Genomic DNA, 14084 nt, shown 5'->3' with positions numbered 1-14084 from the left:
CACACCCGTTCCCATCCCGAACACGGAAGTTAAGCTCTCCAGCGCCGATGGTAGTTGGGGCTGGGGCCCCTGCGAGAGTAGGACGTTGCCGGGCATAACATTCCACAGTAGCTCAGTGGTAGAGCGCTCGGCTGTTAACCGAGTGGTCGTAGGTTCGAATCCTACCTGTGGAGCCAATTACGGAGAGCTGTCCGAGTGGTCGAAGGAGCACGATTGGAAATCGTGTAGGCGTGATAAGCGCCTCAAGGGTTCGAATCCCTTGCTCTCCGCTCAGCCACTTAGGTCACAATAAATAATGGCCCGTTGGTCAAGTGGTTAAGACACCGCCCTTTCACGGCGGTAACACGGGTTCGAATCCCGTACGGGTCATTCTTTTTTGGAGGATTAGCTCAGCTGGGAGAGCACTTGCCTTACAAGCAAGGGGTCGGCGGTTCGATCCCGTCATCCTCCACCATATTATCGTCGCGGGGTGGAGCACGTTCGAATCCGCTTCTGCGAATAAACTTCAGCGCACCACTCGAGCTGCTACTTGGGAAAGCGATCTGAGAGTGGGACGGCCAAGAAAAGAAAAATATGATATGTATCATGAAGATCTAGGTTATATTTCTATCATCGCGGGGTGGAGCAGCCAGGTAGCTCGTCGGGCTCATAACCCGAAGGTCGCAGGTTCAAATCCTGCCCCCGCAACCAAATGGTCCCGTAGTGTAGTGGTTAACATGCCTGCCTGTCACGCAGGAGATCGCGGGTTCGAGTCCCGTCGGGACCGCCAGCTATGCTGAGGCTCGGTAGCTCAGTCGGTAGAGCAAAGGACTGAAAATCCTTGTGTCGGCGGTTCGATTCCGTCCCGAGCCACCATTTTGATCATATTGCTCAATTGAAAAGTTCAAGTCGTCTCCGATAATGCCGGCTTAGCTCAATTGGTAGAGCAACTGACTTGTAATCAGTAGGTTGCGGGTTCAAGTCCTGCAGCCGGCACCATGACGGAGGGGTAGCGAAGTGGCCAAACGCGGCGGACTGTAAATCCGCTCCCTTTGGGTTCGGCGGTTCGAATCCGTCCCCCTCCACCATTTAGGAATAAAATGAAGCATAGGGGCATAGTTTAATGGTAGAACAGAGGTCTCCAAAACCTCCGGTGTGGGTTCGATTCCTACTGCCCCTGCCAAACATAGAAAATATGGCGGCTATGGCGAAGTGGTTAACGCACCAGATTGTGGCTCTGGCATGCGTGGGTTCGATTCCCACTAGTCGCCCTGTTTTGATTGATTTGTTAAATCTTAAATCATTGTCGGATTATTTCTCGAATTTCCTGCAGAAATTCTCAAAATAATCCTGCGGTGTTGATTCACGAAGTAAATTCAGAGAATTGAATTCATGATGATTAATCATTGGGCTATAGCCAAGCGGTAAGGCAACGGACTTTGACTCCGTGATGCGCTGGTTCGAATCCAGCTAGCCCAGCCAAAATTGCGGAAGTAGTTCAGTGGTAGAACACCACCTTGCCAAGGTGGGGGTCGCGGGTTCGAGTCCCGTCTTCCGCTCTTTCCTCAAAATGGCGGCATAGCCAAGTGGTAAGGCAGAGGTCTGCAAAACCTTTATCACCGGTTCGAATCCGGTTGCCGCCTTCATTTTTTTTTGCCGGGGTGGCGGAATTGGCAGACGCACAGGACTTAAAATCCTGGGGTAGGTAACTACCGTGCCGGTTCGAGTCCGGCCCTCGGCACTTAAAAATTAAAAAAGGTTGACATCCATTTTTATCTGTATTATAATTTACCTGTCCTTTTTCATACGCGCCGATGTGGCGGAACTGGCAGACGCGCACGACTCAAAATCGTGTGGGGTAGCCCCCCGTGTGGGTTCGACTCCCACCATCGGCACCATACATAACAAAAAGCCTGTAAAGCCAATGCTCTGAATCATTCAAAGCATTGGCTTTTTTGTTTTTTAGCGTGCTAAAGCCAAAGCCTAATCGTGTGGACAAAAAAGATAGCATTTCCACCGTACTATTAAATACCTTTGGGATTATGTTTATTTGGATAATCTTAAAGGAAGGTATTAAATTGGCAAAAGTACGGGTTATGCAAAGAGCAGGATTAGAAGAAAAAACTTTGAAGGAATTGTACAATGATTTGCAGTTAGACAACAGAGTGAAAAACTTATCGGAAATGACAATCCGCTTTTATGAACAAAATTTAGTTCATTTCTTTTTGCTATGAGGGAAAATTATTTAATTAAATTTGAGATTATTAACCTTATTAAAGCCGATAAACAGCAAAAAGAGCCATACACAGAGGAAAAAATTAAAAAGCTAATCAAAAAGCCGAATTTGAAGGAGTGTGGCTTTGTAGAGCATAGAAATTGGGTATTGGTCAATTATCTTTTAGAAGCAGGCAACAGGCTTAATACAGTCCTTAACCTTAAAGTTGGGGATATTGATTTAGAAAATGGAATGGTGGTATTGACGACAACAAAAAATAGGAAGGCGCAATACAATCCGATAAGCGAGAATTTAGTCAAAATCTTAAAGGAATACATTAGAATGTATGGGCTAAAAAAGATGATGTATAAAATTTTGTGTAAAGCATTTTGCTAGACCAAAAGAAAAAAGGTAGGGTATTCTCTGATTGGACGAAAAACATTCCAGAGAAAGGAGAACCCTACCTATGTCTAAAAGTATATCGAATATCGACTGGGCAAATCAACTGGAAAATGCCATTCGTCAGTTTGTGAAAGAAAAATTAGAGCTGATTATGCGGGAAGAAATCAAAAATTTCCTCGAAATCGAACAAGCGGACACATCCAATATGAGAAACGGCTACTATCAACGAAATCTAGATACACAATATGGCCGGATTGAAGGGCTTTTGGCCCCAAGAGACCGAAATGGAGAATTTCAAACGCAGCTGTTTGCCCCTTACCAACGACACACCGGCTGGCTGGAAGAAGCCATCATCAAGATGTATCAAAGCGGCATGAGTACACGGGAAATTGGCAAGTGGATCGAACGAATTCTAGGAAGTACCTATTCTCCTACGACGATCAGCCATATTACCGATGTCGTAAAGGAAGACATCGAAAAATGGCGCAACCGTCCACTACACAAGCGTTATTCCGTCTTATATTTGGACGGTTTGTATGTGAAACTTCGCCGCGATACGGTAGAGAAAGAAGTTATTTATGTGGTATTGGGGGTGAACGAAGAAGGGTATCGTGAAATTCTTGATTTCTTCGTAGGAGGACAAGAAAGCGCCTATGGATGGCGGGAGATTCTCCAACAGCTCTACAAAAGAGGAGTCAAGGAAATGCTTTTAGGCGTATTTGATGGTCTTCCGGGGCTGGAGGAAGCCTTTCGGGCGGTTTATCCGAAAGCTGACGTACAGCGTTGTGTCGTCCACAAAGTCCGTAACACCCTCAGCCGTGTTCGGAAAAAAGACCAATTCGAAATGGCGGAGGATCTGAAACTCATTTATCGATCTCCGAGTAAAGAAATCGCATTGGAGATGTTTCGACAGCTTGAATCGAAATGGTCGAGCAAGTACCCAAGAGAAGTGCAATCTTGGGCCAATGAGTTGGATGTCCTCCTCACCTTTATGAATTATCCAAACAGTATTCGAAGTGTAATTTACACGACGAATGCCATCGAACGAACGATCAAGGAGATTCGGAAACGTCTAAAACCGATGAACAGTTTGAGCAGTTTAGAAGCCGCGGAAAAAGTCGTGTATTTGACGATCCAAGACTTTAATGAGAAATAGGCGGGGCGAAAGTTGCGAGGATTTGCCGAAGCGCAGGAAGTCCTCCAGCGAATGTTTGAAGAACGTTACAATCAACCATATATTGTAAATGAAAATAAACAAAATAAGGGGATTCTCCCTTTCCCCACAGGAGACTGAATATTCAGTCTCCTGTGGGGAGGAAATCGGTTCCCTATCCATTCCAAATCCATTTCAGAGATACCCTATCCATCTTGCATTACACAAAATTCTTGACGGTACCAGATTTCGTTCAATTCTCGTTGTTCCCTCATTAACTTTGCAAGTTGTTGATTATTATCTTCGATTAGTAATTGATATTCCTCTTCTGAAAGTTCTCCATTCACTTTCATCCGCAGTGCATTTATTTCTCTTGTTTCAAAGCTTCAATCTTGTCATTAATTTTTGAAAGTTTCTTTTTGTCTCGTTCTAATATTTTAGTAACTTTTTGTTCAATGTTCTTTTGAAATTCTTCAACCGACAGTAATGAAAATAATTGACGAATATCGTTAGTGATGACGTTAATCAATTCGTCTTCTCTAACCCGAGTTCGACAGTTTGAGGCCCATTTTAGGCAAATGAAAATGCCAGAAATGCCGTTATATCAAGGGTTTAGCGGTGGTTAACCTAGGAAAAAACGCCGAATTTCATAGGCACACGCTTTATAATTTAATCCTTTTAATATAAAGTTTTTTTATTTATAATATAGACATGTACATTCGATGGGTAACCGTGGTTACTGTCAATGTACCATCAATTGGAGGATTGCATCTATGCTCACGTGCTTCTCCACGGTCTAATCCTCCTCTTGATCCGAATCGAGAGTAAAATCGTGGCCGAAAGTAAGAGACAAATGTCAGCGCTCCACGTTAGGACATTTTTCTTCAAAATATCGTGACCTCTATCAGTGTACAAAGATCACGACCAAACAAAGGAAAACCTCTGTGGCTCTAGGGCTGGAGCCTCCTCTGAAGATCCTAGACATTCATCCTCGCTCCTAGATACACGCTAGAAGTATGCCCAATTGCCTCTCAGCCCTTCTGTATCAAGGGCTGGGAGGCGATTTGTTTGCCTAGTCATCCATGCCAATACCGATAATATGAGAATAATAGTGATTATTTTGATGAAAAGGCCCTTTAGGTCTATTTTTTTATTTTTTATTTGGAAAAACAAAATAAACAAAGAAATAATTAAAAGCAAAATATAAATAATTTCACTCATGAGATTTCCTCCCTATAATAAACAATGTCAGCTTTTCCATCATTTAATACAATTTTCTTGTTCACAAGATACATTAATTCATCAGTGTGACTAATAAACAAACAGTAAATCCAGTAAAATGTTTTGAAAAGCCTCTTTTGCGTTTGGATCCATATTCGATGTAGCTTCATCAAATATCAAGACATCAACATCCTTCATAAATATTCTTGCAAAAGCGATTTGCTGAATTTGTCCTTTGGACAAGTTTTTCCCATTATCAATAATTTTTTTATTTAAATCCAAACCATCCAAAAAGCCATATTCAAGAAGTCTATCTAATCTTTTTTGAAATTCTTCCTCAGACAACACCCGATTTCCAATCCGAATATTTTCCTTTACACTTCCTTCGAATAGATAGATATTTTGCGGAACAATCCCAATTTTGGATCTTAAACTATTTATATCTAACTCTTTCAGTTCATAATCATTAATGGTGATATTCCCAGAATAATTTTTATAAAAACCCAATAAAAGTTTGGCTATAGTAGTTTTACCAGATCCATTTTTTCCGATAAATGCTATCCGATCTCCAGAATATAGATCAAAACAGATATTATTAAGAATACTTTCATTCGATGTATCGTATTTAAATGATACATTTTCAAATTTTACAAACTTGATGCAATCTATTTTTTTACCTGTGCTTTCCTCTATGTTCTCTGTGTTATTAGAGGATAACATGCTGTTAATTCTTGAAATAGCAGCAATAGCAGGTTGTATACTTAACTTAAAACTCTGTAACATAATCAACGGAGAGTATATCATGCCAACATATTGGGTCATGGACACATAATCTCCTATAGTCAGCTTTTTATTGGTTATGAAAAAACCAATTATACCTATAATGAGCGTCTGAACCACCAAAACCATCACGTTTAGCATTTGGGAACTTTTACTGGCAGTTTTGCTTTGATGAATTGTCTTCAATGCTAATTGGTTGACTTCTTTTGTAATAGACTGATTCATGTGTTCTTCCTCGTTTAGTTCTTTTAATGCAATTATCCCCTCTAATGCAGAATGTATTTTGTTATTCGTATTTGCAGTAGCTTCAAGCATTTCTCTAGAGTATTTGTTTAAGGATGTGATAGAAGTGTTAGAAATAATATAAACCACTGGAATGAACGATACACATGCAACGAATATTTCAATGCTTTTGGACAATATGTACATTAAAGCGCCTATCATTGATATTGTGCTGGAAAGAAAGTTAAAAACAGTTGGAGTAAATATCGATGATAAAGAATTCACTTCGTTCAATCTTGATAAGATATAAGCTGTTGATTGTTTATCAAAAAATGATACAGGCATTTTTAATATCTTCTGAATGATTTCGTTCTTGACGTTGGCTATAATCTTAGCAGATGTTGCAGATATTAAATAATCACTAAAATGATTTAAAACACCTCTTCCAATATATACTCCTATTAGAATAGATGAGTAAACAGCAATGTTAAAAACATTGTTTTTCATAATTCCTTCATCAAAAACCATTTGTGATAATATAGGAATGATGTTGCTAAGGAAAGAGATGAATAGGGTGAGCAATACTAGAATAACAACATTTTTTAAGCTTTTTTTTAAATAGAACTTTAATATTTTCAATTTCCTTCCTCACCTCCATAACCAAGAGGTTACATCGTTAAAAATTTTTCATTCGATATTTTCTTTAAAAGAAAATGGAGCGTGATTACAAGGAAAAGCAATATACCAATAATGGTTCCAATAATCTTGTATCGATGTATATTCGTAAAGGTTAATACATAAAACATCGCTCCAAACATAGAAGTAACTTTTAATATGACAATATTATCAACCAGAAACATGACGACGCATAACACTATTCCAAAGAGCAAGTTAATAAACGGCAATAATAATAAAGACAGCAAGTATTGAGAAGGGATCTGAATCCCCAGGTACAACTGATATCCATAGAATAGAAACGAATACATGCTGCTAAGGATTGTTGCGATAAAAACAGAAAAAAGTACCTTGACAATTAATATCTTCTGTATAGAAAAAATTTGCAACATTTTCTCATATACTCGATTTTGTTTATCTGTCTTAATGGATTCAAAAAGTATTTGTAACAGAAAAATAATCGATGTCGTTCCTAAAATGAGATTAAATTTAATATGAATAGGGATAGAATTTAATCCATAGATGAAGTACAACACTAGAACAAATTCAATTGCTATTAGAAGCAACATCTTTTGCATTTTCTTCTTCAGAAAAAGATATTCTTTCCACAATAGAGCCTTCATTCCGTCAACCTTCTTTCTTATTCAAACGTAAGTAAATATCTTCAAGTATTGCTTCATTTTCTAAAACATCACGTATTTCTATATTCAAATGGATTAATTTTAATAAAACATCGTTCAATTTATAAATTTGTTTATCTAAAATCACCTCATGATCTTTCACCAGAACATTTGGAAATTCTTCTTTAATTAGAATTGATTGTTGTTGATTGATTTTTGAGATGGTTCGTATTCTGACAAGAGAGGATTGAAAATCAGATTTTAATTTATTCAGTTCCTCTTTCACTTTTATCGTTCCATCAACAATCATAACAATTCGATTACACATATGTTCAATGTCATCAAAATTATGAGATGTAATGACAATGCAACTTTCCTTAGGATATTCCTGTATAAATTTCTTTATTAAAGATCGATTTTCTACATCCAAATTTACTGTAGGTTCATCCAAAATAAGAAGTTTTGGGGAATGAATAATAGAGCAAGCAAAAGCAAGTTTTTGTTTCATTCCAGAAGAAAGCAAAGACACCTTTTTGTCTGCCATCTTATCCATGTTTAGCCTATCTATCAGTTCCTCCACTACATGGATAGGGGATTGATAAGTTTGAGACCAAAATATGAGATTTTCTCTCACTGTAAACTCTTCTATAATCCCTTTGGTAGAAGGCAAATACCCAATTTCGTGATTGGATATGTTTCTATTGATTTTCCCAGATGTTGGAGTATACAATCCCAAGATTATTCTTAATAAAGTGGTTTTCCCAGAACCAATTCCCCCAATAATGCCCACACGATCCCCTTGGTGTAACGACAAGTTGATATCTTTTAGTATGTAATTTTTATTATCAAATGATTTAGCAATATTGTGCAGTTCAATATAATTCAATTGTTTCCCTCCTACATTCTACTTCTTGGCTTTTAATTATCCTTATTATAACCCCGTATAAGAACAAAGAGATTTTTGGGTTAAACTGTTAGAAAAAGCAACCTCTGCGGCTCTGCAATCCATACACATTCGTTTAAATTCGCAAGTACCACAAGGTTCAATATTTTCCAATGAAAGCTTCCAATATTTCAGGACTTCTTCTTTTCTGTCAAATAAATCAAGCAGACTGTTATGTTCTTTAAGATCCATCAGCACTTCCGATTCTAATCTTGGACACGGAACCACTTTTTTATCGGAAGTGATTGCTAAGCTGCCTGTTAAACAAGGATGATATATTCCTTAAATTTCCGCAAATTCCTATCCTTTGTTAAAAAAGGATAGAATTTACAAGTGTATATTAACAAGTTATTGTTAAATTTGGAATAAGGAATACTCTTATTTAACAAAATTTTAAAAAATTATATATTTTTGTATATTTTCAAGTTTTATATAGTGAATACAGTTTTTAATTCGTTGGGAAATGTATCTGATTTTCAAGATAGTAGACTTTTTATATGAATTGTGCATAAAATTTGTGGGGGTTACATCAGATATCCTTTTTATTAAGCGAAAGGGCTAGATAATGCCACCAGACTTAGGTTGCGGCAATTAGGGGGTAAGACATGAACTCCATTTGGATGATCTTCATCGCAGATCACGCCACACAAGAAAAAGCACTCAATAAGTTGGAATCGCTACCAAAAAATCATAATTATCAGTTGTTCGAGATTCCAATCGATGATTTTTTTGGGGTGATTACTAACAATAGGGAAATATGTAGTGGAATGGGCAATCTTTATCATGAACATTTCCACTATCTTGATGGCGATAGTTAAAAATATCCATGTAAAAAACTATTCGGATTAATTAATACAGGAGGAAATCATATGGAGAAAAGCTATTTTAAAGTTCATGACGTAGATGATAAGGGAAATAAAATTACAATCACATGTGAAGGTGTAGATGATCAACAGTTAGCACATTTTGGTGGTTTAGATTTGCATTTGAAAGCGGTCAAGACGCTAATTCGTAATACTAACGGGACAGATTTTGCTCGTAAAGCAGGCGATTTCTTTATTGAAGACAAGGTAATCGCTTTGTACTTAAACGAAATTGGTCGACTCATTAGAAACTTTTCTGATGAAAGAGAATGGTTAAAAGACTACTCCAATATGGAATTGGTTCAAAATTTTTTAGAACATTGGCAAGATAATAGCGAGATTGTAGAACTTGTGAATGCAGACAATCAAGCAATTGAAAATGCGAGTAAGGAATTCAATAGAGAAGAAGATGAAATTTGGGAGAATATGATAAGCGAGCTGCGTTCCGAGAAAAAATAGAGTAAATAGGGAATAGGATTTTGCTTCTCCCTATTCCTTACGAAAAAAGCTGGGAAAGGTATTGGGGAGGGTGCAAAGGAAGGATAAAGGTTACTAAGGATCAATTTTTTTAATTGTTTTTTGCTATTTTATTATTTTTTTGTACTATCTAACAGTTATAATGATGGCGTATGAATCTCTCAAGACAAAAGAAACAAATCAAAATGAATAAACTTTATTGGAATTAGAATCTAACTTCTTGCTTCTATTCTATGTTATCCGTCAAAAAAACTATTCTTTGAGTAAAAAAACTTATTTCCAGTAAAATAAAGTTATTCCTTAAGCATGGGTGAAAATCGAGTAATATGCCCGATTCCACTCGTGCTTTTTTGTTTTTGGAGGAAAAAGATTGAGGCAAAGCCTGATAAATCAAAGGATTAAAGGGAGAAAAAAGCAGGAGAATAGTGCAGGAAACATGTCTATTCAGGGAAGGTCTTTTTGATTACACAAGCAGGTTCGATTCAAAATTTTGATTTCAAATTTCTTATCTATTTTTGAGGGGAAAAAGGATATAAAATACATTAAAACACATCTAATTGTCATTAATAATTGTCTTTTGTATCATTTTTATATAATATTTGGAATAAAAGGATAATATATGGAGAAGGTCGAGGCATGGTGAGTATTCAATTCTTTATAGGATTAATGGCAGGTATTTGCATTTCACTGTTGTTTACCCTTTATTTACATAGAAGGTGGAATAATCAAAAGAAAGAACTTATAGAAAATCAAGAACGACTTGTTGAGGTAGTAGAAAATACTAAGGATATCCTTTATTACTATCAAGTTAAGCCAGAGCGGCAGTTTAAATATCTTAGTCCGTCCCTTAAAGTTTTTTTTGGAGAGGATGCGGTTCAAAGAAACTATAAAGACCCGGACCGTGTATACAAAAGTATTCATCCAGATTATTATGATATACTACACAAAAAGATTATTGGGGAAATAGATTACAATCAACCCATTGTTCAACGTTGGCGAGATAAAGATGGGAACTATAGATGGTTTGAGGAATATACTACTCCTATCTATGAAAATGGTGAGTTGGTAGCCATTCAAGGGGTACTTAGAAATATCGATGAAAAAATAAAACTTCAGCAGGATTTGGAATATAGGATTCATCATGACTCTTTGACGCATATTTATAACCGAGAATTCTTTCAAAAACAAATGGACAAGTTTGACAAGCAGGTAGATACTTCTGTGGGAATTATTTTGTGCGATTTAGATGAACTAAAATATATGAATGATAACTTTGGACACAAAGAAGGAGACGCTTTAATAAAAGAGGCAGCTAAGGTTTTAAATAAGTTTTCTTCGGAAAAGACAATTGTGGCAAGAATAGGCGGAGATGAGTTTGCAATACTTGTAGCTGATACGAATAAGGAAGAAGTAGAAAAATTATTAGCAGATATTTCAAGAGAAATACATAAATATAATGAACAGAGCACAAACATAAAAATCAAGATGTCGGCAGGAATTGCTTTCAGCAGCACTTCCATCGGAAATATGAATGAGTTGTTTGCTCAAGCGGATAAGAATATGTACAGGGAAAAGAAAGCAAAAAAACAATCTTCCAAACATGCTTTGAATTGTTGACTACATCAATGATTCAGCAGAGTCTCTCGAGCCACTTCAAGAGGCTATTTAAGAGACGCTTAGTGAATTAAGATTATAAACTTCTTTGTGTAAGAAAATTTATTACAAATAATCCTTACGGAGATATAACTCAAATCGTATATAATAGATGACGTAAAAAATTTATAAAACACTGTCCTGAGGTTATTTAAATAATTAAACTAACGGAAGCATTACTTCAAGAAGCAGGAAGTAATGCTTTTTTGTTGAAGTAAAAGGTAGTTTAGTGGAAAAATTTTTTTATATTTTATGTTTTATGTAATAGTAGGGATATACGTTCGATTGGAGGAAATTAACTGATGATTATCAAAAATGACAAAGATATCATTCAACTGATTAAAGAAGACGAGTGGATGATGGATATATTAAGAGCAGTAAAGTCGTTGAATTTACCTGATTGGTGGGTCTGTGCTGGATTTGTTCGTTCGAAAATATGGGATACGTTACATGGTTTTAAAGAAAGAACTCCTATTCCAGATATTGATGTTATCTATTTTGATGATACCAATATGGATGAATTAGAAGAAAAGAAGTTAGAAATGAGGTTAAGAAATATCCTTCCTAACATTCCTTGGTCAGTGAAAAATGAGGCAAGAATGCACATTGTTAATAATATTTCTCCTTATTCATCTTCCGTAGATGCTATATCAAAGTTTCCAGAAACAGCAACATCTTTAGGTGTAAAATTAGATGAAAAAGATGACATCATCTTGGTTGCTCCTTGGGGAGTAGATGATGTGATTAACTTGGAAGTAAAACCGACACCCTATTTTAAAGAATCAAAAGAACTATCACAGATTTACGAAGAACGGATAACGAAAAAGAACTGGAAAGATATTTGGTATAAGGTTAAAGTTTTTCATATTGAAAATTCTTATTAGACAAACGAGTACTCTACTAAATGAGAAAGACGGTCAAATTTTTAAAGAAAATCATTATTGTTTAACCAAACTAAGAAAGCGATAATTGAAGAACAAAAAGAAAATGCTTGGGTTTTTGAAACTTCTCCAAGCGTTTTTATTTGGTTACTGTATGTTCATTTTATACTAAATAGTCAACAAAATGATATGCGTTTGTTTTATGTTGCTATTTAAGATTTTTGTGTTCCAAAATCGAATCTCGTTTTTAGTTAATTACCTCAGTGCAGAAAAATTTACGAATCTTAATAATGCAGAGAAAAAGCAAGAAAAAAATATTGACCAAAAATGAGATAATTTATATAATATCTGCAAACAGCATGAAGGCTCGAGTCGTATTCGGTAATAATGGACCAGAAAATGAGAAAATGAAAGAACCCCTTGTCGCATATGGGTTTGCTTTAATTGAGAGGGATGCACGGTTTCATAATCGACTCAAAATCGTGTGGGGTAGCCCCCGTGTGGGTTCGACTCCCACCATCGGCACCATACATAACGAAAAGCCTGTAAAGCCAATGCTTTGAGCGATTCAGAGCATTGGCTTTTTTGTTTTTTAGCGTGCTAAAGCCAAAGCCTAATCATGTGGACAAAAAGATGATATTCCCCACCTCATTATTGGACACCTTTAAGATTAGATTGATCTTAAAGGGAGGGGGAAAGTTGTCAAAATTACGTGCTTTGAAAAGGGCGGAATTACAAAAAACTTTGCAAGAACTGTATGAGAATTTTCAGTTAGATAGCAGAGTGAAAAACTTATCAGAAATGACAAATCCGTTTTTATGAGCAAAATTTAGTGCATTTGAGGAAATAGGGATTGAGTACGTTAGAGAGATTGAGAAAAAGCACATTGATAAGTTTATTATGTGGCTCCAAGATAAAAGGTTAAAGGATACAAACGTTAATACATATTTGAGGGCTACAAGAGCATTTGCTTAAAATCAACTCTACTAATGTTTCGATTATGTCTTCATTTTGTAACATAATTAATAATTCTATGAAACATAATTGTTATATTTTATTGATATTCTTATTGTCGCGAAATTAAACAAGGGAGGAATAGTATTTTGAAAAAATTACTATTATATATAACTTCATCATTCTTTCTAGTATTCGGATTTTCGGGAGCTGCATCGGCAGCCGGTACATATCAGGTAAAAAGCGGTGACACTCTTTGGAGCATTGCTAAAAAGTATAAAGTGACTGTCAGTCAGCTAAAGAGCTGGAATAACCTTAAAAGCGATATGATCAAGCCAAAGCAGATTTTAAAGATTTCAGGAACGGCAACGAAAGCGGCTGCTAACACTACAGTAAAAAAGGCAGCAGCCACAGCGTATAAAACAATTACCGTTAAAGCATATGCTTATACAGTAAATTGCAAAGGATGCAGCGGAATAACGGCTATTGGCTTAAATTTAAAGAAAAACCCATCAATTAAAGCAATTGCCGTTGATCCAAAGGTAATTCCGCTAGGTTCAAAGGTTTATGTGGAAGGCTACGGCTATGCGATTGCAGCTGATAAAGGAAAAAGCATCAAAGGCAACAAAATTGACGTATTCATGCCTACAAAAGAAAAAGCTATCCAATGGGGTGTCAAAACAGTAAAAGTGAAAATATATAAATAATCAAGGAGCCGGCACAGACTGTTGAAGGGTTCTCACATTTGTGGGAACCCTTCTTTTTGTTTATACCGAATACGATCCGAGAAGAAAAAAGCCGAAGCAATGCGCTTCGGCTATCGTAGTAACATTCATGTTTTTGAACGTTGTGCCAGCTGTTCTTCTGCCATCTCAATAGCACGTTTCACCATGTTTCCGGCGTCTCGAGACCGAATTCCACCCCATCCTTCTCTTTGCACAACATCATAAAACCCTAACTCTTTAGCGATTTCTTCTTTTAACTGTTGTGACATGATGCTTCTACGTCTGCCCATGACCCACAACTCCTTTCTGTTACTACGATAC

Annotated in this window: 14 protein-coding genes, 16 tRNA genes, 1 rRNA gene and 2 pseudogenes; 27 read left to right on the top strand and 6 right to left on the bottom strand. The window is 36.6% G+C overall.

Annotation, left to right across the window (positions count from 1 at the left end; translation table 11 throughout):
- The 20 genes and pseudogenes from rrf to EDD69_RS05510 form a co-directional block, all read left to right on the top strand.
- Positions 1–94 (top strand): 5S ribosomal RNA (gene rrf / locus EDD69_RS05600); the annotation flags it as partial.
- Positions 95–101: 7 nt separating this feature from the next.
- Positions 102–176: transfer RNA gene (locus EDD69_RS05595), tRNA-Asn, on the top strand.
- A 5-nt stretch (positions 177–181) separates the two neighbouring features.
- Positions 182–269 (top strand) — tRNA-Ser (locus EDD69_RS05590).
- A 28-nt stretch (positions 270–297) separates the two neighbouring features.
- Positions 298–369, top strand: a tRNA-Glu gene (locus EDD69_RS05585).
- Positions 370–378: 9 nt separating this feature from the next.
- A tRNA-Val gene (locus EDD69_RS05580) sits at positions 379–454 on the top strand.
- Between the two features lie 159 nt (positions 455–613).
- Positions 614–690, top strand: a tRNA-Met gene (locus EDD69_RS05575).
- Positions 691–693: 3 nt separating this feature from the next.
- A tRNA-Asp gene (locus EDD69_RS05570) sits at positions 694–769 on the top strand.
- A 10-nt stretch (positions 770–779) separates the two neighbouring features.
- Positions 780–855 (top strand) — tRNA-Phe (locus tag EDD69_RS05565).
- A gap of 47 nt (positions 856–902) precedes the next feature.
- Positions 903–978: transfer RNA gene (locus EDD69_RS05560), tRNA-Thr, on the top strand.
- Between the two features lie 4 nt (positions 979–982).
- A tRNA-Tyr gene (locus EDD69_RS05555) sits at positions 983–1067 on the top strand.
- Between the two features lie 21 nt (positions 1068–1088).
- Positions 1089–1162: transfer RNA gene (locus EDD69_RS05550), tRNA-Trp, on the top strand.
- Between the two features lie 15 nt (positions 1163–1177).
- Positions 1178–1250, top strand: a tRNA-His gene (locus tag EDD69_RS05545).
- 136 nt (positions 1251–1386) lie between these two features.
- Positions 1387–1461 (top strand) — tRNA-Gln (locus tag EDD69_RS05540).
- 5 nt (positions 1462–1466) lie between these two features.
- Positions 1467–1538 (top strand) — tRNA-Gly (locus EDD69_RS05535).
- A 13-nt stretch (positions 1539–1551) separates the two neighbouring features.
- Positions 1552–1622 (top strand) — tRNA-Cys (locus EDD69_RS05530).
- A gap of 12 nt (positions 1623–1634) precedes the next feature.
- A tRNA-Leu gene (locus EDD69_RS05525) sits at positions 1635–1720 on the top strand.
- A 69-nt stretch (positions 1721–1789) separates the two neighbouring features.
- Positions 1790–1877 (top strand) — tRNA-Leu (locus tag EDD69_RS05520).
- Positions 1878–2057: 180 nt separating this feature from the next.
- Complete coding sequence (locus EDD69_RS15270) at positions 2058–2213, top strand: hypothetical protein (protein WP_165871732.1); 156 nt, start codon at positions 2058–2060, stop codon at positions 2211–2213.
- A complete protein-coding gene (locus tag EDD69_RS15790) occupies positions 2210–2590 on the top strand; it encodes a tyrosine-type recombinase/integrase (RefSeq protein WP_132947958.1) in 381 nt (126 codons plus the stop codon). The genes EDD69_RS15270 and EDD69_RS15790 overlap by 4 nt, the downstream gene beginning before the upstream one ends.
- A gap of 70 nt (positions 2591–2660) precedes the next feature.
- Positions 2661–3824: pseudogene (locus EDD69_RS05510) on the top strand (IS256 family transposase); the annotation flags it as partial.
- 289 nt (positions 3825–4113) lie between these two features.
- Here the strand turns inward: EDD69_RS05510 and EDD69_RS15265 are convergent.
- The gene (locus EDD69_RS15265) at positions 4114–4278 is read right to left on the bottom strand and encodes a hypothetical protein (RefSeq protein ID WP_160319165.1); all 165 of its coding nucleotides are present in this window, start codon (positions 4276–4278) and stop codon (positions 4114–4116) included.
- A gap of 207 nt (positions 4279–4485) precedes the next feature.
- Between EDD69_RS15265 and EDD69_RS15785 the strand changes: the two are divergent.
- Positions 4486–4750: pseudogene (locus EDD69_RS15785) on the top strand (IS1634 family transposase); the annotation flags it as partial.
- 7 nt (positions 4751–4757) lie between these two features.
- Here EDD69_RS15785 and EDD69_RS05505 read toward each other — a convergent pair.
- The 4 genes from EDD69_RS05505 to EDD69_RS05485 form a co-directional block, all read right to left on the bottom strand.
- Positions 4758–4970 (bottom strand): hypothetical protein, encoded by a 213-nt coding sequence (locus EDD69_RS05505; RefSeq protein WP_132947957.1) that lies wholly within the window; start codon positions 4968–4970, stop codon positions 4758–4760.
- A gap of 90 nt (positions 4971–5060) precedes the next feature.
- Positions 5061–6611, bottom strand: a complete 1551-nt coding sequence (locus EDD69_RS05500) for an ABC transporter ATP-binding protein (RefSeq protein ID WP_243643046.1) — start codon at positions 6609–6611, stop codon at positions 5061–5063.
- 663 nt (positions 6612–7274) lie between these two features.
- Positions 7275–8153 carry an ABC transporter ATP-binding protein gene (locus tag EDD69_RS05490; protein WP_060475562.1) on the bottom strand — a complete coding sequence of 293 codons (879 nt, stop codon included), beginning with the start codon at positions 8151–8153 and terminating at the stop codon, positions 7275–7277.
- Positions 8154–8198: 45 nt separating this feature from the next.
- A complete protein-coding gene (locus EDD69_RS05485; protein ID WP_424565336.1) occupies positions 8199–8456 on the bottom strand; it encodes an SPASM domain-containing protein in 258 nt (85 codons plus the stop codon).
- Positions 8457–8815: 359 nt separating this feature from the next.
- Here EDD69_RS05485 and EDD69_RS05480 point away from each other — a divergent pair, with 359 nt between their 5' ends.
- The 6 genes from EDD69_RS05480 (at position 8816) to EDD69_RS05460 (ending at position 13745) form a co-directional block, all read left to right on the top strand.
- Positions 8816–9028, top strand: coding sequence for a hypothetical protein (locus tag EDD69_RS05480; RefSeq protein ID WP_132947956.1), 213 nt, complete (start codon positions 8816–8818; stop codon positions 9026–9028).
- 51 nt (positions 9029–9079) lie between these two features.
- Positions 9080–9532: a hypothetical protein gene (locus EDD69_RS05475; protein WP_132947955.1), complete on the top strand. Its 453-nt coding sequence runs from the start codon at positions 9080–9082 to the stop codon at positions 9530–9532.
- A 654-nt stretch (positions 9533–10186) separates the two neighbouring features.
- On the top strand, positions 10187–11167 hold the full coding sequence (locus EDD69_RS05470; RefSeq protein ID WP_132947954.1) for a GGDEF domain-containing protein: 981 nt from the start codon (positions 10187–10189) through the stop codon (positions 11165–11167).
- A gap of 338 nt (positions 11168–11505) precedes the next feature.
- Positions 11506–12087, top strand: a complete 582-nt coding sequence (locus tag EDD69_RS05465) for a nucleotidyltransferase family protein (protein ID WP_132947953.1) — start codon at positions 11506–11508, stop codon at positions 12085–12087.
- A 696-nt stretch (positions 12088–12783) separates the two neighbouring features.
- A complete protein-coding gene (locus EDD69_RS15655; protein WP_279388133.1) occupies positions 12784–12906 on the top strand; it encodes a hypothetical protein in 123 nt (40 codons plus the stop codon).
- Between the two features lie 281 nt (positions 12907–13187).
- Positions 13188–13745, top strand: coding sequence for a 3D domain-containing protein (locus EDD69_RS05460; protein WP_132947952.1), 558 nt, complete (start codon positions 13188–13190; stop codon positions 13743–13745).
- A 125-nt stretch (positions 13746–13870) separates the two neighbouring features.
- Here EDD69_RS05460 and EDD69_RS05455 read toward each other — a convergent pair whose 3' ends face one another.
- Positions 13871–14053: a small, acid-soluble spore protein, alpha/beta type gene (locus EDD69_RS05455; protein WP_132947951.1), complete on the bottom strand. Its 183-nt coding sequence runs from the start codon at positions 14051–14053 to the stop codon at positions 13871–13873.
- Positions 14054–14084 lie beyond the last annotated feature (31 nt).

Origin of the sequence: Thermolongibacillus altinsuensis (assembly GCF_004341205.1) — a bacterium.
In the GTDB taxonomy this organism is placed as follows: domain Bacteria; phylum Bacillota; class Bacilli; order Bacillales; family Anoxybacillaceae; genus Thermolongibacillus; species Thermolongibacillus altinsuensis.
The sequence above is the reverse complement of the archived record's forward strand: the minus strand, read 5'-3'. Positions and strand labels throughout refer to the sequence as shown.

Coding starts and splice junctions, on each gene's coding strand:
- EDD69_RS15790 (WP_132947958.1), top strand. CDS start 2,210: ATGAGGGAAAATTATTTAATTAAATTTGAGATTATTAACCTTATTAAA.
- EDD69_RS05505 (WP_132947957.1), bottom strand. CDS start 4,970: ATGAGTGAAATTATTTATATTTTGCTTTTAATTATTTCTTTGTTTATT.
- EDD69_RS05480 (WP_132947956.1), top strand. CDS start 8,816: ATGAACTCCATTTGGATGATCTTCATCGCAGATCACGCCACACAAGAA.
- EDD69_RS05475 (WP_132947955.1), top strand. CDS start 9,080: ATGGAGAAAAGCTATTTTAAAGTTCATGACGTAGATGATAAGGGAAAT.
- EDD69_RS05470 (WP_132947954.1), top strand. CDS start 10,187: ATGGTGAGTATTCAATTCTTTATAGGATTAATGGCAGGTATTTGCATT.
- EDD69_RS05465 (WP_132947953.1), top strand. CDS start 11,506: ATGATTATCAAAAATGACAAAGATATCATTCAACTGATTAAAGAAGAC.
- EDD69_RS05455 (WP_132947951.1), bottom strand. CDS start 14,053: ATGGGCAGACGTAGAAGCATCATGTCACAACAGTTAAAAGAAGAAATC.